The sequence below is a fragment of the Kitasatospora sp. NPDC058406 genome (assembly GCF_042722765.1).
GTDB lineage: Bacteria > Actinomycetota > Actinomycetes > Streptomycetales > Streptomycetaceae > Kitasatospora.
In genome coordinates, this window is the sequence record NZ_JBHXKE010000015.1 from 16913 (window position 1) to 41262 (window position 24350).

At 75.0% G+C, this 24350-nt stretch carries 1 protein-coding gene; it reads right to left on the bottom strand.

Going from position 1 to position 24350, the window contains the following annotated elements; translation table 11 throughout:
* The coding region (locus ACFWOG_RS05265) for an EndoU domain-containing protein (protein WP_380355013.1) at positions 1-24315 on the bottom strand (24315 nt) is incomplete at its 3' end.
* Positions 24316-24350: the final 35 nt, after the last annotated feature.

Consider the following 24350-nt stretch of genomic DNA (forward strand, 5'->3'; position numbering starts at 1 on the left):
CAGCCGCTCCTCCTTCGCCCGCTGCTCGGGCGTCTTCCGCTCGTCCTCCGAATCCTCGGAGTCCTCGTCCCGAACCTCCCGGGTCTCCTCCGTCTCCCGGGTCTCCTCCGTCTGGCGCGACTCCTCGGTCTGGCGCGACTCCTCCATCTGGTGCGGCTCCTCGGTCTCGTCGGCCCGGCGCTTACCCGCGCGCCTCTCCTCGGCCAGCCGCTCCTCCTTCGCCCGCTGCTCGGGCGTCTTCCGCTCGTCCTCCGAATCCTCGGAGTCCTCGTCCCGAACCTCCCGGGTCTCCTCCGTCTCGCGGGGCTCCTCGCTCTGGCGGGGCTCCTCGCTCTCGTCGGCCCTGCGCTTCCCCGCGACCGCCTCGCGTCGTCCCTGTTCTGCGTCCTCGTCGGCCTCGCGTCGTCCCTGTTCCGCGTCCTCGTCGGCCTCGCGTCGTCCCTGTTCCGCGTCCTCGTCGGCCTCGCGCCGTGCCTCGGTCTCCCGCCGGAGGCGCTCCTGCTCCTGCCGGCGCTCGGCGGCGACGACGGTCGAGTAACCCTCGCGCTCGTCGTGGTCGAGCCTGACGCGGCGACCGTTCTCCGGGCCGAACTCGGACACCGTCTCGTGGCCGTTCCGGACGTCCACGAGACCGACCCGCAGATCCAGTGCGGAGGCCGTGAGCACCGCGAAGGCGTCCCGTACGGAGAGCGGGTCGCTCACCGCGTCCCAGCCCTGTTCCCGCCAGGTGGCGATCTCCCGGTGCATGTCCTCCACGAAGACCGGCCAGTCCGCCACGTCGTTCCCCATGCGGCCGGCCCAGGCGGAGTAGAGCTCGTACGCCTCCCGCGCCAGCTCGGGGTTCTCCCGGAACCGCTCCTCGACCAGCCCGCGCAGCGCCCGCTCCGCGGCGGCCGGGTCGGCGGCCAACCGCCCGCCCTCGTCCTCTCCGAACAGCTGCCTCAGCAACTGCGGGTCGTCCTCGACGAGCGCGCGCAGCATCGGCGCGCCGGCCGGCTCGTCCTCCGGCCGTACGGCGTTCCGCGAGACGGGCGCGCCGTTGTCGGCCGGGGTGGAGTGCTGCCGGGAGCTCTCCTGGCCCGGCTCGCCCCGGACCTCGGCGATCAGGCCGCCCTCACGCCGGACGTGCACGGTGACGCCGCCCGCCGTGCCGTGCACGACGCCGTCGGCCGGCAGCGGCTGCCCGGCCCGCTGGGCGCGGTCGAGCACGACACCGGCCGCGTAGCGGATGTCGTCGGTCTGCCACTCACGCGGCAGACCGGGACCGCGCGGTTCCCTCCAGGCGTCCTCGGTGAAGCTCGGCCGGAGCGCGCGGACGTCGAACTGCGGGACGGTGGGCGGGAGCTGCTCGCCCGGCCGGAGCGGGCCGGGCTCGCGCAGCGCGTGGGGACCGCCGGTGGGCAGTACCCGGTCGGAGTAGGTGGTCACCGGCCCCGCCATGTCGAACAGCTGCCGCAGCGGGCTGCCGGGCTGGTTCCAGCCGAATCCGGGCAGCAGTTGGCCCACCAGCGTCGAGACGTTGGTCCCGGCGGCCTCGCGCGCCGTGAGGCTCCGGAAGGCGCCGGCGGGCTCGCCCACCGGCACGACGGTGACGTTGACCAGCAGCGGCTGCCGACCGCGGTTGCCCTGGGCCCAGACCTGCTGGACCTCCCGGTTCACCTGGTCGGTGAAGGCACGGATCTGCTGTTCCGTCACTCCGTCCTGCCGGCTCACGTGGAGCGGGACGACGACGTCGATGCCGTGCTGTCCCGAGTTGAAGAGCACCCGCTGGACCTGGAGCTGGCCGGTACCGACGGCGATCCGCCGGCCGGCACCGGTGGCGATCACCTGCTGCTGGTCCCAGCCCTCCGTGGTGGTGCCGGGCTGCAGGTCGGTGGGCCGGTAGGCGAGGTGCCGGCCGTCGCGGGTGAGGCCCTCGATGCGGACGCCGTTCGCCTCGCCGATCCAGCGGTAGGTCCGCTCGTCGATCCGGACGCGGTGGGACGCCGTGCCGTGCGCGGACTCGACGGCCTGGAGGACGCCCATGCGGCCCCACTCGCGCGGGAACATCGTCCGGACGGAGTTGTCCCGCGGCTCGAACCAGTGGTTGCGGAACTCCGAGAGCGGCGCGTCGGGGGCGACGGTCGCGTCGAGGAAGCGCACCCGGGCACGGTACGTGCCGTTGACGTGGGCGGCGCCGCGCTCGATCACCTCGACGCCGCGCAGGCGGTGCCAGGTCGCGGTGTCCACGTTCGAGCCCGGGGTGAACTCCTGGTGCAGTCCGGTGAAGAACTGCCGGTCGCCGTAGCGGGACACGTCCTGGGCCCGCTGCCCGTAGCGCAGGAGGCTCGCGGGCCGCGAGGGCGCGTAGTCGAGGTCCGGGTCGCGGGGCGGCAGCGGGCCCGGGTCGGACAGGCCGTTCCAGGGCGTGGCCGTCCGCCGGGGGCGGGTCGGCGGGGCCGGCGGGGCCGGTGACTCGTGCGGCTCCGGCTGGGTGTCGGCCGGCCGGAAGGACGAGAACCGGTCGCCGTGGATCTCGCCCTCGATCCGCACCCCGGCGTACGCGCCGGTCCAGCGGTAGCGGCTGCCGCCCGCCGGGACCACCGTGCCGTGGCGCAGCGCGTCGAGGTAGGACTGCTCGGCGGCGTAGACCGCCTCGTCCTCGGTCCAGTTCCGGGGGAACAGCCGCCGCCGTTCGGCGGTGTCGGTGGTGAGCAGGTCGCCGGCGGCGCTGTCGGTGCGGACGCCGACGGCGCGGCGCGAGCCGGCCGGTGCGGCCTCGTACTCGACGTGCAGCACGCCGTTCGCGTGCTGTTCGACGATCGCCGAGGGGCGTCGGCGGTCGGAGCCGGGCGTCGGCAGCAGGTGGCCGCCCTCGGTGCGGCGGTCGCCGTACAGCGAGGACTGCCGGGCGTCCAGGCCGAAGGAGGCGCGGGGCGGGAGCGGGTGGCCGTCGGGGGCGTGGTGGGTGGAGGTGAGCCGGGACGGCTGGGTGCCGAACGCCTCGTCGACGGCGGCGCCCAGCTCGCGCAGGTTGCGCGCGGCCAGGGTCACCGTGCCGTCGACCCGGCGCGGGCCGATGCCGGCGGGCTGGTCGGCGGAGATCCGGCCGTGCTCGACGTGGTCGGAGCCCATCATGCCGGCGTCGGTGTAGATGGTGTGCCGGTTCTGGGGGCGGCGGTACTCGTCGTCGAGGCCGAGCAGGTGGCCGATCTCGTGGGCCAGCGTGTCCGGGGTCGATTCGAGGGACCAGGTCTCGTTGTTCTCGTGGAGCTTCCGGGTGAACAGGTCGACGATGTGGATGTGGTGGTTGACGTCGGCCGAGTGGTCGACGAACTCGGGCCGGACCCGCAGCACGTCGCCGTTGGGCAGCCGGTGGCCGGTGTTGTACGCGTCGTTGACGCCGTCCCACACCCGGTCGATCACCTGTCCGATCTGGTCGTCGGTGAACTGCTCGACGGGGGCGTCGTAGCCGTAGCCCTCCTCGATGCCCGCCTCGGCCGGCTCGCGGCGGATGTGGATGCGCACCACGATCTCGGTGGCGGGGTCGCCGTTCTCCAGGAAGCCGCGCCGCACCTCGTAGCCGCGGAGGTAGGAGGCCGAGACGGACCGCCCGAAGGCGTCGAGGGGCGCCCGGACCTCGCGCGCCGCGAGGACCTGGGCCAGCGCGGTCTCGGCGGGGTCCACCAGCATGGTGAGGTCGTCGCCGTGGTCGGTCTGGGCCGGGGAGGACTCCCGCTCGGACTCAAGCTCGGACTCAGGCTCGGACTCCCGCTCGGACAGCATCTCGGTGTCGCGGTCCTGCGGGGCGTCCTCGCCGATCCTGACCACCGTCTCGCTGTCCTCCGGGCCGTACCGGGTGACGTTCCCGTGCCCGTCGGTCACCTCCAGCCGGACGTGCAGGGTGTGGGCGAGCAGCGGCGCGAGCGCGCCGCCGAGCCCGGCGTCGTGGGTGCCGTCCGAGGCTGCCAGGGCGTGCCGCAGGCCGTGGAGTTCCCGGGCGGTCTCCATGCTCGGGGGAAGGAGGGGGCGGAAGGCGGTCAGCGCCTCGACCGGGAGGTTCTCGGGCCGGGTCCGCTGGAGGTACTCGGCCACCTCGGTGGTCATCAGCCGGAGCACGTCCGGCCGTTCGGTGGTCGGCGGGAGGCCGTGGTGCCCCAGCAGGGCCTCGGTGAGCTCGGGCGACGCGTCCGCGACGGCGTCCAGCAGGGGGTGGCCGGCCGGCGGCGCGAGGTGCGGTACGGGGGCGGGGCCGGAGGTGTGGGACGGTCCGGAGTCCGCCGTGCGCGGCGGGACGTGCAGTTGCGGGAGGTCCCGCTGGTCGCCGATGCCCCGGTAGCGGTTGATCTGGCCGTCGACGACCTCGACCTCCAGGAGGACGCCGTGGAACTCGTCGTAGACGACGCCGGTCTCGGTCCGGCCGACCTGGTGCCGGTCGACGAGCTGGGTCACGGCCCAGCGCGCGTCGGAGGCGGTCCACTCGCGGGGCAGGCTCTGGTTCTCGGGCAGGCCGTGCGGGTCCAGCTCGATCCCCGTCCGGGTGAACCGGAAGTCCACGGCTCCCACGGCCCGCCGGCTCTGCCGGTCCGTGCCGGCGGTCACCGCAGGCCGGTGCTCGCCCGGCCGCAGCGGGCCGGGTTCGCGCAGGTCGGTGGGGACGTGCGGGGCGCCCTCCGCGGTGTGCAGGTCCGCCAGCACGTCCACGCGGGTGGGGGCGAGCTCCTCCAGACGGGAGACCGTCTCGTGGAACACGTCCCCGTGGTCCTGGTGGACCAGCGGGCCCAGGAGGAGCCGGAGGCTCTCCGCGGTGTCGACCACCGACAGGTCTGCGGGGTCCGGCAGGGAGTCGTGGTCGATGATCACCCGGGCGTAGGGGTCCTGGTGGTCGTCCCCGAAGTCGAGGCGGACGCTGACCAGCGTCTCCGGCGTCCCGTCCGCGTCCGCGGTCGCCCGCACCTGTTCCCGGACGTAGGCGTCCACCCTGCGCTGGAGTTCGCCCCTGGCGGCCTCCTGCTGCGGGCGCGTCAGACCGCCCTCGACGGACACGTCGACGGGGAGGGTGATCTCCACGCCCAGCTGCCCGGAGTCGAACAGGACACGGGAGACGGTCAGGGTGCGGCCGTCCAGGTCGACCTCGGTTCCCCGGAGGGTGTGCCGCGCACGGAGGTCGTCCCAGGCCCGCAGGGGGCTGGTGGGCTGGTCCTCGGTCGGGCGGTGGACCAGGTGGGCCCCGTCGCGCGAGAGTCCCTCGGTGCGGACCCCGTCGGCCTCCCCCACCCAGTAGTACGTCCGGCCGTCCTCCAGGTACACCCGGCGCTCGGCCGGGACGCCGTCGTGCGCGTCGTCGACGTGGTTCAGCAGGTCCGCGGACGACCAGGTCCGCGGGTACATGGTCCGCAGGCCGTCATCGTCGTCCCGGACCCGCCAGCGGGTCGGGAAGTCGGCGAGCGGGGAGTTCGGCGCGACGGTCGGGTCGAGGAAGGCCACCCGGGCCCGGTAGGTGCCGTTGTGGACCGGGGGCCGGGTCTCGACGACCTGGGCGCCGTGCGCCCGGAGCGCGTTCTCCCGACCGGGCAGCTGAAGGTCCAGTTCGTGGTGCAGGCCGGTGAGGTTCTGCCGGTCGCCGTAGCGGACGACGTCCTCGGCACGCTGGCCGAACGCCCCGAAGGCCCGGGCCGGGTCGTCGGGAGCGGGACGGTGCGGGGCGTTCAGCGGCGGATCCACGTCCGGCTGCACGTCCGCCGGACGGAACGACAGGAACTGCTCGCCCCGGACCTCGCCCCGGACCTCGCCCTCGATCCGCACCCCGGCGTACTCACCGGTCCAGCGGTGCCGGCTCCCACCGAGCGGGACGACGGCGTTGGTCCCCAGCGCGTGCAGGTACGCCTGCTCGGCCGCGTACACCGCGTCCTCGCTCGTCCAGTTGCGCGGGAACATCCGCCGGTGGGCGGGCCCGGTGGTCAGCAGGTCACCGGCCGCGGACAGCGTGTCCACCCGGCGGGCACGGGACGGACCGGCCGGGGGCTCCGCCGAGAAGTCGGCGACCACGACCCCGTTGCGCTCCACCCGGACCACCCGCTCGGGCGCCGTCCGGTCCGAGCCGACCGGCGGCAACAGGTGGCCGCCCGGACTGCGGGTGTCGCCGAACAGCGACGACTGCCGGGCGTCCAGGCCGAAGGCCGCCCGGCGCGGGAGCCCGTGGGCGGTCGGCCCGGCCGGCGCGGCGCCGAGCGCCTGCTCGATCACGGCGCCCAGCTCGCGCAGGTTCCGCGGGGCGAGCGCGAACCGGATGTCGGTGTCGTCCGTGATGATCCCGGCGTCCTGGTCGAAGCGGACCCGGTCGTTGCCCGCGTGGGTGCCGCCCATCAGCCCGGCGTCGGGGTACGAGGGCCGGGGGCGGATCTCGTGCTCGACGACCGTGCGGTCGCCGTTCACGTCGACGGTCTCCTCGTGGAGGCGTCGCTCCCGGTACTCGTCGGGCAGGCCGAGCAGGTGGCCGATCTCGTGGGCCAGGACGGTCCGGGTCGTGCCCAGGCCCCATGCCTCCTGGGTCTCACGGACCTCTCCCTCGAAGACCTCGACCCGGTGGTGCGCCCGGTCGGGGTCCGTGACGAACTCGGTCCGCACCACCAGGACGTCGCCGTCCGGCAGCCGGTGCCCGGTGTTGTAGTACTCGTCCACGCTCTGCCGGGCGCGGTTCCGCAGGTTCCGCAGGGCCGTGGTGTGGTCCTGACCGGCCGGCAGCCCCGAGGTGTCGAGGTGGATCCGCACCACGACCTCGACCGCCGGGGTGCCGTCCACGAGGACGGCACGGCCGGCCTGGAACCGCCGGTGACCGGTGGCGTCGCTGCTGTGCCGCGCCGGGTCGGCGGGCGCCTCGACCTCGACCGTCCTGAGGACCCGGGCGATCGTCAGGTCCGTCGCGGGTGCCTCGTACGCCGGGCGCACCGGGTGCGCCGCCCCGTCCCCGTCCGTGTCCGTGTCCGTGTCCGAGTCCATGTCCACGGAGCGGACGTCGGAGTCGGAGTCGGAGCCGTGGACCGACTCCATGTCGTCGTCGGAGGACAGGAAGTCGAGCGTGGAGTCGGTGGCGTAGTCCATCTCCTCGTCGGAGTCCCGGTACAGGTCCATGGCCTCGTCCTCGTCCCCGTCGGAGAGGAGACGGCCGTCCTGCGGACCGGGCCCGTGGTCGGAGCCCTCGTCCGAACGCGGGGGGTCCGGCGCGAACAGCTGCTCGACCGCGCCCGGGGCGGCCCGCCGGCCGGTGCCGCGCTCGGGCACCGGGATGGTGAGCTGGGGCGGCGGGGTGTGGCCGTCCGCGACCGCGAAGTCGACGATCCGGTACTCCGCGTCCCGCAGCACCGTGATCTCGACCTCGGCGAACCGCACCCGGACCTGGAACCCGTCCTCGACCAGCGTCTCCTCCTCGATCCGCCGGCCGTTGGCGGCCGCGAAGAGCCGCTCCTCCGGCGTCCACTCCCGCGGCAGGCCGCGGCCCGCCGCGGCGCTGAGGTCCGGGCTGACGTGGCCGGCGGGCACCGGGTTCAGGGACATCGCGACGACGGTGTCCGGGCGCCTGCCGGTACCGGAGGACCCCGGCTCGGCGAGCGGGGCGGAACGGGGCGCGTCCGCCGGCAGGCGCACACCGGGCTGCTCGTCCGCCGGACGGTGGATCAGGTGCCGACCGTCCCGGGTGATGCCCTCGATCCGGACACCGTCGTCGGTGACGCCGGTCCAGTGGACGGCGCCGTTCACGACGCGGTCGTCGGCCCGGTCCCGGCCGTGGTGGGCCTCCTCGACGGCGTCCAGGACGTGGTCGGCGTGCCAGTCCCGCGGGTAGAACATGTGGGACTGGTTGTCCGCGCGGGTGTGCCAGCGGGAGGGGAAGGCCTCCATCGGCGCCCTCGGGGCGACGACCGGGTCGAGGAACCAGACCTGGGCGCGGTAGGTCCCGTTGGGGTGGGCGGCGAAGGCCGTCCCGATCCGCACGCCCTTCCGCTGGCCGGCCTGGTCGACCCGGGGGCGGTCGCCGTCCCCGTACCCGATCCGCTCCGGCGGCTGGTGGTGGACGCCGGCGAGCGTCTGCCGGTCGCCGTAGCGCACGAGGTCCCCGACCCGCTGGTCGAAACCGGCCGGGAACGGGCGCCACGGCAGGTGCGAAGCCGCGCCCAGCCCGCTCTGGTCGTCGGACGGACGGAAGGAGACGATCTCCGGTACCTCGAACGGGCCGCCCGTCCGGCGCTCGATCCGGAGGACGACCCGGCCCTCGATCCGCACCCCGCCGTACTCACCGGTCCACGCCCAGGAGACCGGGCTGAGCTCGGTGAACGCCTCGTCGCCCCGGCGGAGCGCGTGCTGGTACGCCTGCTCCGCCGCGTAGACCGCGTCGTCGGACGTCCAGTGCTCCGGGAACATGGTGCGGCCGCGGTCCTGGACGGCCGGACCGGCCGCGAGGTCGCCGGCCAGCCGGTGGTGGCCGGTCGCCGCGCCGTCGGCCGGGCCGCCGAAGACCCGGAAGGTGCCGTTGCGGTTCTCCGAGCCCGGGATCCGGGTCGGCTCCGGCCGGTCGGAGCCGGGCTGCGGGAACAGGTGGCCGCCGCCGTCGCGCCCGCCGCTCGACACCCGCCGGCCGGTCCCGTTCAGGTCGCCGTACAGCGCGGTGCGCCGGGCGTCCTCGTTCACCCGGGGACGCGGCGGGTGGGTGCCGTCCGGCCCGGGCCCGCGGTCGGCGCCGAAGGCGAGGTCGATCACGGCGCCCAGCTGCCGCAGGTTGCGCGCGCGCAGCACGGGCCGCGCGTCGGGGACGCCCGGGGCGGCGGGCCGGTTGTTGGTGTCGGCCATGGGCCGGCCGAAGCGGTCACGGGTGTAGGAGCCCATCAGACCGCCGTCGAGGTGGACCGGCCGGCGGCGGTCCACGCGGGAGTGGCCCTCGCGGTACTCGTCCGGCAGCCCGAGCAGGTGGCCGACCTCGTGGACGAGGGTCGAGGCCGGGGTCTGGAGGTCCCAGTTCTCGTGGCTCGCCCGGATCGGGCCCGGGTGGACGGCCACGGTGCGGTGCGCGAGGGCGGGATCCTGGACGAACTCGACCCGCACCCGCAGCCGGTCGCCGCTGGGCAGCCGCTGGTCGCCGTTGTAGGTCTCCGCCAGCCCGGCGCGGGCCCGGCCGGCCAGGTCGTTGAGCAGGCGCACGGCGTGCGGGTCCGCCAGGTTCAGCCGGCTGACGTCCAGGTGCAGCCTGACGCTCACCAGCGACTCGGTGTCACCGTCGGCGAGCCTGATCCGGCTCACCGAGAACGCCTGGAGCTCGCGGGCCTCCAGGCTGCGGTCGAAGGGGTCCGTCGGTGGACGGACCTCGTGGGTGCCGAGCACCTGGTGCTGCTCGGGCCCGGGCCGGGTCAGCTGGTGCGGCACGCGCTGGTCCGGCTGGCCCCAGAAGTCGGTGATGCGGTCGTTCTCGATCCGCACCGTCAGCCGCACCCCGGCGAAGGTGCCGTGGACCTGCTCGGGCGCGGTCGTGCCCCCGCGCGGCACGGGGCCGGCCGGGACGCGGTGCGTCGAGCCCGCGACCACGCTCGCGGCGTACCGGGCCTCGTCGGCCGTCCACTCGCGCGGCAGGTTGCGGCCCTCGGTCGGGCGGTCCCACGCGGACGCCGCGAAGTACCGTCGCCGGCCGTCGAGCATCGACTCGCCGGACACGCTGCGCGGTGCCGGCGGCGCCTGCGGCTGGTCCTCCGAGGCCAGGACCTCGGCCAGCCGGTTCGCGCCCGCCGCCTCGTGCAGCCGCGGCAGGGCCTGCTCGATGGTGGGGTCCTGCCCGGGTTCGAGCCGGACCTCGGTGGCGTCGGCGTCCCCGGTGAACTCCAGCCGGAGGTCCATCGGGGTGTCGCTGCCGTCCCGGTGCCCGTCGACGTACGTCTCGGCGGCCTGCAGCAACGTCCCCTCGGCCTGCCGGAGGTCGGCCCCGGTGGTGTGCTCGCCGCCCACCAGCCTGACCCGGGCGGTGATCCGGACGACCTCCGAGCCGTCGAACATGAGGTCGCGGCGGACCCGGACCGGCCCGAGGCCGGTCAGCTGCACCTCGGTGCCCTGGCGGGCCGTCGTCGAGGCGGGGCCGCGGTAGTCGGGGTTGTCGAGCGTCTGGTGCGGGGACGGACGGTGGAAGTAGAGGGTGCCGTCCGGACCGAACCGGCCCTCGATCCACACGCCGTCCGCCCGGCCGACCACGAGACGGGAGCCGTCGTCCTCCTGGCGGGTGAGGAGCGGGTGGTCGAGCGCGGCGGTGACGTGCGCGGTGAGCTGGGGCCCGCTCCAGTGCTCCGGGTAGTACACCGTCCCGGGATCGAGCGCCGACCGGTGCCAGCGCGAGGGGAACTGCGTGGCCGGGGCGCCCTGGCCGACCGCCGGGTCCAGGTGCACCCCGACGACCCGGGTCGTGCCGTTGGGCAGGGTCACCCTCGTCTGGTCGCCCACCAGGGCGGGCGCGCGGCGCGGGGTCCCCGTCACCGTGCCGTCCAGGTCGACGGGTTGCCAGGCGGAGGCCGCGGACCGCTGCGTCGCGGAGACGAGGGTGGGAGCGGGCTGCGCCTCGGCGTCCGGCGGAATCGGCGAGCCGTGCAGTTGCGGAAGGTCCCGCTGGTCACCGACGCCGTTGACGCCGACGATCTGCCCGTCCTCCACGTGGACCTGGATCCGGACGTCGCCGATCCGGCCCTCGACGACCTCGGTCACGGTCGAGCCGTGCACGCTCTCCTGCTGGTTGAGGAGCTGGACCGCCGCCCAGCGCGTGTCGCGGGCGGTCCACTCGCGGGGCAGGCTCCGGTCGACGGGAAGGTCGCGCGGGTCGGCGACCGCGGCCGCGTGGCTGAACCGCGCGTCCAGGTCACGCAGCTGCCGCACGGTCTGCTGGTCCCACCCGGCCAGCACGGCGGGCGCGTGCTCGCCCGGCCGCAGCGGGCCGGGTTCGCGCAGGTCGGCGGGGACGCGGGGGGCGCCCTGCTGGGCGACCAGGTCCGCGAACGGGGTCGTGAAGTCGCTCAGTGCGGCGGTGATCCCGTTGAACACGTGGTCCTGGCCCTGGACGGCCAGCGGGCCGAGGACGCTCGACACGCCCGACATCCCGTCGGGGCGCACGACCATCTCGGAGAAGACGTCCGGACGTCCGGGGGCGAAGTCGAGGACGACGGCGACCAGCCTCGGCGGCACCCCGTTCGTGCCCGCGGTCTCCAGCGCCCGCTCCTGGACGTAGTCGTTCACCCTGCGCTGGATCTCGTCCTCGGCGAACGCGCGCAGCTCCGGCGTCACGGGGCCCTCGACGACCGTGCGCACGGGGACGGTGATCCGCAGGCCCTCCTGCCCGGAGTCGAACAGGACCCGGGCCGTGGAGAACGGTCGGTCGCCCATCCAGGTCCCGGTGGCGGGCGAGGTGCGGAGCACCCGCCGCTGGTCCCACGCCGTCATGGGCTGCGTGTCGGTCGGACGGTGGGCCAGGTGCGCCCCGTCGCGCGAGAGTCCCTCGATGCGGACCCCGTCGGCCTCCCCCACCCAGTAGTACGTCCGGCCGTCCTCCAGGTACACCCGCTGATCGTCCGGGACGCCGTCGTGCGCGTCGTCGACGACGGCCAGCAGGTCCTCGGCCACCCAGTCCCGCGGGTACATGGTGCGCCCGCTCCCGCCGTCGGCGTTGCCGCGGAACCGCCAGCGGGTCGCGAAGCGGGCGAGCGGGGAGGTCGGCGCGACGGTCGGGTCGAGGAAGGCCGCCCGGGTCCGGTACGTGCCGTTGTGGATCGGGGGGGTGGTCTCGACGATCCTGACGCCGTGCGCCCGGAGCGTGTTCGCCGGGTTCGCCACGTGCGCCGGGTTCAGCTCGTGGTGCAGGCCGGTGAGGTTCTGCCGGTCGCCGTAGCGGACGACGTCCTCGGCGCGCTGGCCGAACGCCCCGAAGGCCCGGGCCGGGTCGTCGGGAGCGGGACGGTGCGGGGCGTTCAGCGGCGGATCCACGTCCGGCTGCACGTCCGCCGGACGGAACGACAGGAACTGCTCGCCCCGGACCTCGCCCCGGACCTCGCCCTCGATCCGCACCCCGGCGTACTCGCCGGTCCAGCGGTGCCGGCTCCCCCCGAGCGGGACGACGGCGTTGGTCCCCAGCGCGTGCAGGTACGCCTGCTCGGCCGCGTACACCGCGTCCTCGCTCGTCCAGTTGCGCGGGAACATCCGCCGGTGGGCGGGCCCGGTGGTCAGCAGGTCACCGGCCGCGGACAGGGTGTCCACCCGGCGGGCACGGGACGGACCCGCGGGGGGCTCCACCGAGAAGTCGGCGACCACGACCCCGTTGCGCTCCACCCGGACCACCCGCTCGGGCGCCGTCCGGTCCGAGCCGATCGGCGGCAGCAGGTGGCCGCCCGGACTGCGGGTGTCGCCGAACAGCGACGACTGCCGGGCGTCCAGGCCGAAGGCCGCCCGGCGCGGGAGGTCGTGGCCGGTGGTGGGCAGGGTGTGCGTGGCGCCGAGGGCGTGCTCGATCGCCTGGCCCAGCTCGCGCAGGTTACGCGGGGCGAGCGTGAACCGCATCGGGGTGTCGTCCGCGTTGACCGCGGCGTCCATGTCGACCCGGGGGCGGCCGTGGCCGGCGAGGGTGCCGGCCATCAGGCCCGCGTCGGTGTGGACGGTCCGGGGGTGGACCTCCAGCGAGACGACCGCGGGGTTGCCGTTCTGGTCGGTCCCCTCCTCGTAGAGGCGCCGCTCCCGGTACTCGTCGGGCAGGCCGAACAGGTGGCCGATCTCGTGGCCCAGGATGGCCCGGCCCGTGTGCAGACCCCAGATGTCGGAGTGCTCGCGCACCTCCCCGTCCAGGACCCGCACCCGGTGGTGCGCCTGGCCCGCGTCCTCGACGAACTCGGTCCGCACCACCAGGACGTCGCCGTCCGGCAGCCGGTGCCCGGTGTTGTAGTACTCGTCCACGCTCTGCCGGGCGCGCTCCCGCAGGTTCCGCAGGGCCGTGGTGTGGTCCTGACCGGCCGGCAGCCCCGAAGTGTCGAGGTGGATCCGCACGACGGCCTCGACCGCCGGACTGCCGTCCAGCAGGAGGCCGCGGGCGGCCTGGAACCGCCGGAGACGGGTGGAGACGCTGCCGTGCAGCGCCGTGTTCGCGGGTGCGGTGACCTCGACCGGATCGAGGACCATGGCGAACCTCAGGTCCGGCGCGGGCGCCTCGTGCGCCGGCCGGACCCGGTTCGGCTGCTGCAGCGGTGCCTCGTCCAGGTCCATGTGCAGGTCCGAGTGCAGGTCCGACTCCGAGTCCCGGTCCTCGGAGCTGCGGTCGGAACCGGCGTCGGAACCGCCCTCCCACTCCATGCCCTCGTCGTCGGAGGACAGCATGAGGTCCAGCGAGTCCGCCTCGGACCTGTCGTCGACGTCCGAGTACTGGTCCATGGCCTCGTCCTGAGAGGAGTCCCAGGACGACTCGCTGCCCGCGTCCGAGTGGAGGTCCGTGTCCCCGTCCGCGTCCGGGCGCGAACTCGAAGAGGACGCCTCCGCCCTGCTGGTGGAATGCGGAAGGAGCGGCTCTGCTTCGGGGCCCGTCTGCCCGGGGTTCCGCTCGGGGACGATCTTGCGGCCCTGGGGGGCGAAAGCCTGGTCCGGGGAGCCGTAGATGTCGATGATGCGGTACGAGTCCCAGTCCCGGACGACCGTGATCCGGATCCCTTGGTGCTCGACCTCACCGGTCTCGGTCCGCAGGCCCGTGGCGGGGTCCACGCCCGTGCGGTCCGAGCCGATCCGCGAGCCCTGCACCGCCGCGTACCTGGCCTCCGCCAGGGTCCACTCGGGCGGCAGGTTCCGGCCCGGCCGGGGGGTGCCGGCGCCCCCGCCGGGAGGGTCGCCCGACCCGTCCCAGGCCGCGAGCCCGGCGGAGAAGGCGTCTCCGGAACCCATCCCCTCGTCCACCGCCCGGCTGACGGTCGCGGGACGCTCGCCGGTGCCCGGGGTCCCGGGCACGACCAGCGGCCCGTGCGGCGAGGCACCGGCCGGCGCGCCCGGCTGATCGGCCGTCGGACGGTGGATCAGGTGCCGTCCGTCCCGGGTGACGCCCTCGATCCGGACGCCGTCCGCCTCCCCGGTCCAGTGGACGGTGCCGTCGTTGCGGGTGTCTCCCCCGGTTCGGTTCGTGTAGGCACGGTCCACCGCGGAGAGCAGCTGCCCGGGCGTCCAGCCCGCCGGGTAGAAGGTCTGCGTCGGGCTGTCCTCGCGGCGGTGCCAGCGGGAGGGGAACTCCGACAGCGGCGTGCCCGGAGTGACACCGGGCTCCAGGAACCAGACGGCCGCGCGGTAGGTCCCGTTGGGGTTGGCCTCCGCCGCCGGTCCGACGGCGATCCCGCGCCGACGGCCGGCCTCCTCGGTCGGCCGGTGGTGCCCGCCCGACAGGGTGAGCCGGTCGCCGTAGCGGACGAGGTCCTCGACCCGGTGGTCGAGGGACCCGTCGGTACGGCGCCACGGCAGGTACGCCGGTGCGTCCAGGCCGCCCTGGTCGTCGGAGGGCCGGAAGTAGGTGATCTGCCCCGCCTCGGTCCGGCCCTCGACCCGGACGCCGCCGTACTCGCCGGTCCACCGGTACGAGGTCGGCCCGGTCTCCGTGGTCGCGCCGGTGCGCCGGGCGTGCTGGTACGCCTGCTCCGCGGCGTACACCGCGTCGTCCGCCGTCCAGTGCTCGGGGAACATCGTCCGGCTGCGCCTCGGCGCAGCCAGGTCGCCCGCCGGGGTGCCGGTCCGCGTCGCCGTCGCGTCGGCCGCTCCTTCGGACACCACCCTGAAGGTGCCGTTGCGGTTCTCGGAGCCGGCCGGCCTCGGCGGCCTCGGCCGCTCCGATCCCGCCGGCGGGTAGAGGTGGCCGCTCCCGTCCCGGCCGCCGTACAGCGCGATGCGGCGCGTGTCCTCCGTCACCAGGGGCCTCGCCGGGGCGCCGCCCGGCTCCGGGCCGCGGTCCCTGCCGAAGGCGATGTCGACCACCGCGCCCAGCTGGCGCAGGTTCCGCGTCGCGAGTGCCCGCGAGGGGTCGATGACGTTCGGCCCGATGGCCATGTGGTCCTGGTCCACCGGGTAGCGGCCGAAGCTGTCGACGTGGCGGCCGCCCATCAGGCCGCCGTCCACGTACACCGGCCGTGCGCCCCTGGACGCCTCCCGGTACTCGTCGGGCAGGCCCAGGAGGTGACCCACCTCGTGCGCGACCACCCCGCCGGTGGTGTCCAGACTCCACGTCCGGTGGTTCTCCCGGTCCGTCTCCGGGAGGACATTGACGGTGTGGTGGCTCTCCGCCTCGGTCTCGACGAACCGGAGCTCGACGCGCAGCCGGTCGCCGCTGGGCAGCCGCTGGCCGACGTCGTAGATCTCCCTGACACCCTCCCTGGCCGAGTCCCGCAGCGCGTCCAGTGCCCGGACGGTGGCGGGGTCGGCCAGGTCCAGCGTCGAGGTCTCCAGTCGCACCCGCACCGTCAGCACGGTCTCGGTGTCGCCGTCCGCCAGCCTGATGCGGGTGGCCTCGAAGCGCTGGACCACGCGGACGTCCAGGCTCCGGTCGAACGCGTTGCCCGGCGGGACGACCTCGTGGGTGCCGATCACCCGGTGCGGCTCGGGCTGCGGCGCGGTCAGCTGCGGGCCGAACCGCTGGTGCGGCTCGCCCCAGACGTCGGTGATGACCCCGTGCTCCACCCGCACGTTCACCCGCACACCGGCGAAGGTGCCCCGGTGGACCACCGGCGCGGGCGTGCCCGGGCCGGCGACGGCGGCCGGCCTGGTCCGCATGATCTCGCGCGCGGCGTACCTGGCCTCGTCCGCGGTCCACTCCCGGGGGAGGCCGCGACCCGGCCGGTCCCAGGCCTCGGCCGTGAAGTGCGGCCGGAGCCCGGTCGCCCAGTGGTGGCCGCCGTGCGCCTCCACCGGGTCCGGGATTCCGTCGAGGTGCCGCTCCAGGACGAACAGCAGGTCGTGCGCACCCGCCCCCTCGTACAGGCGGGGCAGGGCGGCCCGGAGGGTCGGCGCGTCGCCGAGACCGACCACGGTCGCCGGGACGTCCGGGTCGTCGGTGAACTCCAGCCGCAGGTCCAGCCGCCGCGAACCGTCCCGGTGACTCTCCAGGTACGGCTCGACCTGCGCCCGCAGGGCGTCCTGCGCGCGGTGCAGCTCGGTCTCACCGGCCAGGGCGCCCGGGGTCAGCCGGATCCTGGCGGTGACCTGGACGCCGGAGTCGGCGCCGTCCGCACCGTCGTCGTCGAAGCGCACCTTCCGGATCTCCACCGGCCCGAGGTCCGGAAGCGGGTGCGGCTCCCCGACAGCCGCCACCCCCGCCACGGGCCAGGGGTGGTCCCCGTGCTGGGGAGCCGGCTGCCAGTCGTACGGGCGGTGGAAGAGGAAGTCGCCGTTCGGACCGAACAGCCCGACGATCGAGACGCCGCCGGAGTCGCCGACGACCAGCGAGTGGCCGCCGTCCGCCGGGCCGCCGTACCAGGCGTTCGCCATCGCCTCCTGGACGTGGTGCGCGGTGACCGCCGCCGTCCAGCCCTCCGGGTAGTGCGCCTGCCCGGGCGCGCCCACCGGGCGCCTCCAGCGGGACGGGAACGCGGCGATCGGGGCGTCCGCGGCGATGCCGTCCGCGAGGTGCCAGGTGTCGTACGTCCGGACCACGCCGTTCGGCTCGGTCACCGGCTGCGGTCCGGACGCCGTCCGCTCCGCCCGCGGCGGGGGCGTGACCGCCCCGTCGGACGTGAACGTCTGCCAGCCGGGGTTCCGCAGGGCGGCCGGCAGCGCGTCCTGCGGGCCGACGGGCGCGGTCCCGGCAGGCGCGGTCTCGGGCGCGGTCCCGGCAGACGCGGTCTCGGGCGCGGTCTGCTGCCCCTCCGCTCCCTCGGTCGGTGCGGGCCCGGATCCGGGCTCGTCGGAGGCCCGGACGGTGTGCGGTATCTCGCCGAGGGTGCGCTCCGGCCGGGAGAGCTGGGACGGGAAGGTCTGGCCCGGGGCCCCGAAGAAGTCGACGATCAGGTCGTTCTCGGTCCGGACCCTGATCCGGATCCCGCCGACCGTCACCTCGTCGGCCGGAGCCGCCGGGGCGGGCCGCTCGTCCATCGCCTTCTGCACGGCGTGCATGGCGTCCAGGCGGGTCCATGCGGACGGCAGGCCGACGTTGACGCCGTCCTTGACCCCCGGGGCGAACCTCGGCCAGCCGTTCGGCGTGTCCGCTCCCAGCTGGGGCAGGGTCGCCGGACGCTCGCCCGTTCCGGGCGTGCCGGGCGCACGCAGCGGCGGCACCTCGGGGCGCGGGTCGCCGTGGGGCGTCCAGTCCGAATCCCCGGCGTGCCAGCCGGCCAGGCCGAGGAGCTCGGAGAGCGGCATCCGGTCCGGGTCGGCGAGGTCCGGCAGGTAGGTGCGCAGGTCGAGGTCCCGGGTGCCGGCGTCTGCAGCGAGGGGGACGCTCAGCCCGTCCCTGGCCGCGACCTTCGTGAACTCGATCTCGAACCGGGCCGGCGGATCGCCCTCGCCCGAGTGCAGGCGGACGTACGCCTCCGCGGCGTTGCGCACCGCCATCTGGTGGCGCACGACCGTGATCTGCGGCGTCCCGGGCGGGAAGTCCAGGTGCACCTTGGCGGTGAGGAGCAGGCCGGTCTGGCCGGCGGCGAAGCGGACGTGCTGGACGACCGCCCGGCGGCTCCCGAAACTCATCGAACCGGGGGAGGACTTCGCGGTCACCTCCTTCCAGTCCCACCGGGTGATCGGCTGCTCGGCCGTCGGGCGGTGGACGAGGTGGAGCCCGTCCCGGGTGATCCCCTCGATCCGGACGCCGCGCGCCTCGCCCACCCAGTGCTCGTCACCGTCGCCCCGGGGGCGGGGGTCGCGCCGGGCCGCGTACGCCGCCTCCACGGCGGAGAGGACCTCGTGCGGCGTCCAGCCCTTGGGGTACATCGTGTGCGGCGCCTCGTCCGCGCTGCGGTGCCAGCGGGTGTCGAAGGTCGACAGCGGCGATCCGGGGGCGACCTTCGGGTCGAGGAACCACGCGGTCGCCCGATACGTGCCGTTCTCGTTCTCGCGCTGCGGAGGGCCGATCATGAGGCCCTTGGCCATGGCGGCCGCCACGGGCGGCGCGTGGTGCGCACCGGTGAGGGTCTGCCGGTCGCCGTAGCGGGCGTGGTCCTCCGCGCCCAGCGCGAAGGTGCGCTCCACCGGGCGCATCGGCTGGAAACTCGGGGTCGCCAGGGCGCCCTGGTCCTCGGACGGCCGGAAGGAGGTGAACTCCCCGCCCGTCACCCGGCCCTCGATCCGCACCCCGCCGTACTCGCCCACCCAGCGGTACGAGCCGGGCCCCTGCTCGGTGACCAGCCCGGTGCGACGGGCGCTGTGGTAGGCCTGCTCGGCCGCGTACACGGCGTCGTCGGACGTCCAGTGCGCGGGGAACATGGTCCGCGTCCGACGGGGCGGCTCCTCGCCGTCCGGCTCCGGGCGGCGCGCGGGCACCGCGAGGTCGCCGGCCAGTCCGTGGCTGCGCACCCGCTCGGGGCCGGGATCGCGGTCGGCGACCTTGAACGTGCCGTTGCGGTGCTCCGAGTCCTGGATCCGTTCCGGCCGGGGGCGGTCGGAACCGGGCGCGGGGTACAGGTGTCCCCCGCTGCCGTCCGACGGGCCGTACAGGGCCGCACGGCGGACGTCCTCGCCGAAGGCCACCCTGGACGGCGGGCCGCCGCGGTCGGCCGGGCCGCCGGGGAGGTCGAACAGCGGGCCCACGACGGCACCGAGTTCCCGCAGGTAGCGGACCGGGAGCCCCGGGGCGGCCAGCTCGGCCGCGGCGGCCCCCCGGTGGTCCTGGTCGACGAGGGGCAGGCCGGACCGGTCCAGGTACGGGGTGCCCATGAGCGCGTTGTCCTGGTAGACGGGCCGCGGGCCGCCGGTCGCCTCGCGGTACTCGTCGGGGAGGCCGAGGGCGTGCCCGAGCTCGTGGGCGAGCACCCGCTCGGTGGTGCCGACGCTCCACTCCGTCAGGCTCTCCCGGGCGAGGACCGGGTGGACCGTGACGGTGTGGTGGGCGTCCTCCCGTCGGTCGGTGAACTCCACCTCGACCCGCAGCAGGTCCCCGCCGGGAAGCCGCTGCCCCCGGTTGAACTGCTCGTCGACACCGCGCCGGGCCCGGTCGCGCAGGCCGTCCAGCCGGGGGTCGTCCTGACCCGACGCGCCGAGCGGCGAGGTGTCGAGGTGCACCCGCAGCTTCAGCACCGTCTGGGTGTCGCCGTCGGCCAGCCGGATCCGGCCGGCCTCGAACGACTGCAGGGAGCGCTCCCCGACCCTCGCCAGGAACGCGTCGGAGGGCGGCCGAACCTCCGCCGTGGCGAGGACCTGGTGCGGCCGGTTCTCCCGGCCCGACGGCCGGAGCCCGTGGTCGCCGGGGACGCCCTCGATACTGCTGATCAACCCGTCCGTGATCCGGACCGCGATGCCGGCGCCGGCGAACTTGCCCTTCAGGCGCACCGCCCCCTTCGGGGGGAGGCCCCCGTCCGTCCTCGCCTCCGCCTGCCTGCGGACCTGGTCGGCCGCGAACAGCACGTCGTCGGCGGTCCAGTGCGACGGCAACCCGCGGTGCGGCCGGGTCCAGGCCTCGTCGGTGAAGTGCCCGCGCAGCGATTCCCGTTCCTGCCCCATCCGGTCCACGGTCCGGGGCGGCTGCTCGTCGGGGCGGGGCGGACCGGGCTCGCGCAGGCTGCCGGGCACGGGCTTCGGCAGGCTCTCCGCGCGGACCGGGTCCAGCACGGAGGCCGGCGCGTGCCGCTCCAGCAGGCCGCGCAGGCCGTCCGGCCCCGCCGCGTCCAGCAGCGGGCCCAGGTGCCGCGCCAGGTCGTGGTCCGTGTCGTCGTCGATCCTCGCGCTGCTGAACGCATCGTCCGGGTCGTCGGTGAACCGGAGCCGCAGGTCCAGGACCGTCCCGTCGCCGGCCTGCCGGGAGACGTACTGCTGGGCGAGGACCCGGAGGCGCTCGTGCGCGTAGTCCAGCTGCACGAACGACAGCGGCTCCGTCGGCTCCAGGTGGAGCCGGGCGGTGACCTGAAGGCCCTCCTGGCCGTTGTCGAACAGCACCCGCCGGACGGTGACCGGGCGGGTCCCGCCGTCCAGCGGGAGGGCGACCGGCTCGGAGCGCGTGGTGACGGCCGCGTCGTCCCAGCGGCGGTACCCGGTGTGCGGCTGAAGGTCGGCCGGCCGGTGGGTCAGGATCGCGCCGTCCCGACTGAGCCCCTCGATCCGGACGCCGTGCGCCTCGCCGATCCAGTGCTCCGTCCCGTCCTCGCCCACCGGCGTGCTACGGCGGACCGGGCTGTCGTAAGCCGTCCGCGCCGCCCGGTCCGCCCGGTCGGGCGACCACTTCCTCGGGTAGAGCACCGTCTCCGGCGCGTCCGCCGACGTGCGCCAGCGGCTCGGCAGGGCCGCCTCCGAGGAGCCCGGCAGCAGGTTCGGGTCCAGGAACCAGACCTTCGCCCGGCTGGTGCCGTTCGGGTGGTCGGAGCCCTTGACCGGCACGACCTGGATGCCGGAGGCCCTCTGCTCGGCCGTACCGAGCCGGTGGTGGACCCCGGTCAGCGCCCGTCGGTCGCCGGGCGCCACGGGCTTGCCGAGCGCGGCCGCGTGGTCGGGCACGGGCCGGTTCGGGGCGTAGGGCGGCGGGTTCAGCCCGCTCTGGTCGTCGGAGGGGCGGAACGAGGTGATCGCGCCGCCGGTCGCGTCCCCCTCGATCCGCACGCCGGCGTACTCGCCCGTCCAGTGGACGGGGCCCGGGCCCTCGAGCCCGGCTGTCAGATACGCCTGCTCGGCCGCGTACACGGCCTCGTCCGCGTTCCAGTGCGGAGGGAAGAGGGTGCGGGCGGCGGTACCGCCGCCCGACGGCGGCACCATGCGCAGTGATCCGTTGGGGTTCTCCTGGTACTTCGCGCCCGGGTGGGCCCGGTCGAAGCCCGGCGTCAGCAGGTGGCCGTCGTCGCCGCCCGGCCGTCCGTACAACGCGGCGTCGCGGACCTGCGGTCCGACCGCGGGACGCGGCGGAAGGCCCGTGGCGGCCCGGCTCTCGGGCCGGTGCTCGCCGGGCTGCCCGTCCCGGTCGCGGTCCGGGGTGAACGCGCCCTCGACGGCGGTGCCCACGGCGCGCAGGCCGTCCGGGAGCGGCCCCCGCGCGGCCCGGTCCGTGCCGGTCCCCTGGTAGACCTCCCGGTTGCCGTCGCGCAGACCGAGCACCCGTCCGATGTCGTGGCTGACCACCTCCCGGCTGACCCGCGTCCCCCAGTTGCCCTCGTCCTGACGGACGGTGCCGTCGTGCAGCCGCACCGTGTGGTGGGCGGTGCCGGGTGAGTCGACGAACTCGACCCGCACCCGCAGCACGCTGCCGTCGGGCAGCCGGTGGCCGTTGTTGTAGGCGTCGGCGACGCCGTCCAGGGCGCGGCGCTGCAGGGCGGCGACCCGCTCCGTCGGCTGCCGCAGGCTCGTGCTGTCAAGGTGCAGCCGCAGGACGAGTTCGGTGGCCCGCTCCCCGGTGGGCAGCGTGCCGCGCCGGGCCTCGTAGGGCCGCAGCGGGGAAGCCGCCTCGGTGGTGGGCCGGGGGCCGGCGGGCGGGTTGACCTGCGTCGCGGCGTAGCCCGGCCGGAGGTCCGAGCCGGCGACGGGCGGCGGCACGGGCGCCGTCACCTGCTGACCGGAGTCGGTCACCGGCTCGGCCTGGGGCTGGGCCTGGGGCTGGGGCTCGGGCTGGGACTGGGACTGGGTGTGGGTCTGGCTCTGACTCTGGGTCTGGGCCGTCTGGTCCTGCTGGGCGGTGTGCTCCTGCGGGAGTGACGCGAGCGACGCGTTCCGCTCCTGCGGATTCGGCTGGACGGACGCCCCGTCGAGACCGACGGAGGAGGTCGACGAGGTGACGACGCGGTCCCCGGCCAGACCGGCGGTCTGCTGCTCGACCGACGGCCCGCCCGGTGACAGGGGCGGCCCCTGGTGCGCGGCGGCGGACGCCGTGGCCGGGGCGGACGTCTCGGCCGGGGCGGTCGCCGCGATCGGGGCGGACCTCTCGGGCGCGGTGGACGTCGTGGACGCGGCGGACGGGGCCGCCGTCTCGGACGTCGTACGGACCGGCGCGGCCGGGGCGACCTCGCCGGCCCCCGGGTTCTGCGCCCCCGGCCCCTGGCTGACGGTCGGGCGGTTCGGGGACTGGCCCTGACCCGGGGTCTGGTTCGCGGCCTGGTTCGGAGTCTGGGTCTGGTTCTGCGAGGGGTTCGGGGACTGGTTCTGGCCCTGGGTCTGGGTCTGCCCCTGGGTCTGGGTCTGCCCCTGCGCCTGGCCCTGCTGCGGCCGGGCGGTCTCCCCGGTCCTCCCGGGCGCGTTCGGTGCGTCGCCCTGGTGCGACACGGTGGCGACCGGCGCGGGCGCCGGCATCCAGTCGTCGAAGACCTCCTCCAGCCGGGCGTGCCCGAACGCCTCCCGGAACAGTGCCGCGTACTCCTCCTGGGCGGACGTGTCGCTGTACGTGTCCTCGATCTGGCCCCGGCCGAAGGCCTCCCGGATCAGCGCCCGGTTGGCGTCGGCGTCGTTCCCGAAGATGTCCTCCAACTCGGCGTCGCCGTAGGCACGCCGGAAGGCCGAGGCGACGTCGCCGTCCGCCTCGCCGTGGGCGCCGCGCGAGAAGCCGAGCAGGTGCTCGCCCGCCCCTGACGACCCCTCTCCGCCCGAGCCGAGCTGCGGTCCGAGCCGGGGCACCAGGAGCGGGGCCGGGTTGCCGGAAAGGTTGCTCAGCACCGCCAGGATGGTCAGCGGGTGGTAGGGCGGGAAGTACTTGGACTGGCCTTCGCCGATCGCCTTGAACTGGGTGTCCTGCACCCAGGTCATGTACCGCTGCATCATCGGCGCCGCGGCGTGGTGCAGACCACGGGCCATCAGGCCCATCGCCATGCCCGAGCCGAAGGTGGCGAGCGTGGTGGTGAACTCGTGCTTGTCGGTGAAGAGCAGGTTGTAGAAGCCCTCGGTGAGGTTGCCCTGGACGCCCTCCTTGAGCTGCTCGCCGACCGCGTAGCCGAGGTGGAACATCCGGTTGCCCTGCGTCATGTGCTCGCCGACGTCCACCAGTCGGTCCGCGAGCGCGCCGACGCCGCGTTCGGCGAGGTTGTGGCCGCTCTTCTCCATGACCTCGCGCAGGCCCGCGCTCAGCGCGGCGTGGTCGACGCCGTTCTTGCCCCAGCCCTTGACGAAGGTCTCGCCGAACTCCTTGCCCAGGTTCCGGGCGGCGGTCTCGCCGATCTTCTCCTTGAGGTGCTTCTCGAAGGACTGGGTCATCCGCTCGACGAACTTGTCGGCCGCGGCCTTGCCGAAGCCGTGGCGCAGGAGGTTGTCCGAGGACTCCAGCAGCGTGCCGAGGTCGCGGGCGAAGGCCCGGGACGCCGACTTCTCCAGCCAGCTGCCGGTGCCCTCGGCCGCCGCCTTCTTCGCCGTGACGCCGGCGAGGTTCTCCAGTGTGCCGGTCCCGCTCTTGGCCGCTCCCTTGAGGCCGGCCTTCAGCGCCTCGTTCAGCGCGGCCCGGTCGCCGTGGATCATGAAGTCGGACAGCTTGTCGGCCGCCACCCGGCCGCCGGTCTTGCCGAGCAGCCGGCCGAGTAGCTTGCCGAGGCCCATCCCGATCAGGTTGAGCGGACCGGAGATCACACCGCCGATGACGCCGAACAGGACGGCCTGCTTGAGGGCGTCCTTGTCGATCTCCTTGCGGTTCCCCTGGCCGATCTGGATGCCCTGGATGATCAGGTCCATGGTCAGGCCGCTCATGATCCCCGCGAAGGTGTGCAGCAGGATCGTCTTGAACAGGAACTTCATCAACGTCGTCAGCACCGCGCGGGTGAAGATCGTCTTCAGGGTGATCCCGGCGAGGCTGGCGCCGAAGGTGAACGGCGCCCAGAGGATGGCCAGCGCGATCTCCAGCAGCAGCTGGACGAGCTGGGCGATGGCCATCCACTTGGTGTACTCGGCGGCCGTGGCCACGTCGTCGGCGCACTTCGCGAGCGCCGTGGCGGTCTTGGTCGCCGTGGCGATGTAGTCCGCCGCGCCCTTCTCGCCGATGAACTGGCTCATCTGCTCGGAGAACTCCCGGGCGGCCTGGCCCTCGAACTGCTGCCGCGCCTTGACCGCGACCTCGGCGATCAGCCGCCGCAGCTCCGGCAGGTCCCTCGCGAGCTTCTGGTAGGCGTCCCGGACCTCGCGCAGATCGCCTTCCCGGATCTCCGGCCAGGGCATGCCGGTGACCTTGGAGAAGAAGTCCGCCGTCGTCTTGTCGACGACGATCGACGAGTAGGGCACGTGGATCAGCCTGCCGTTTCCGGTCGTTCCAGGGG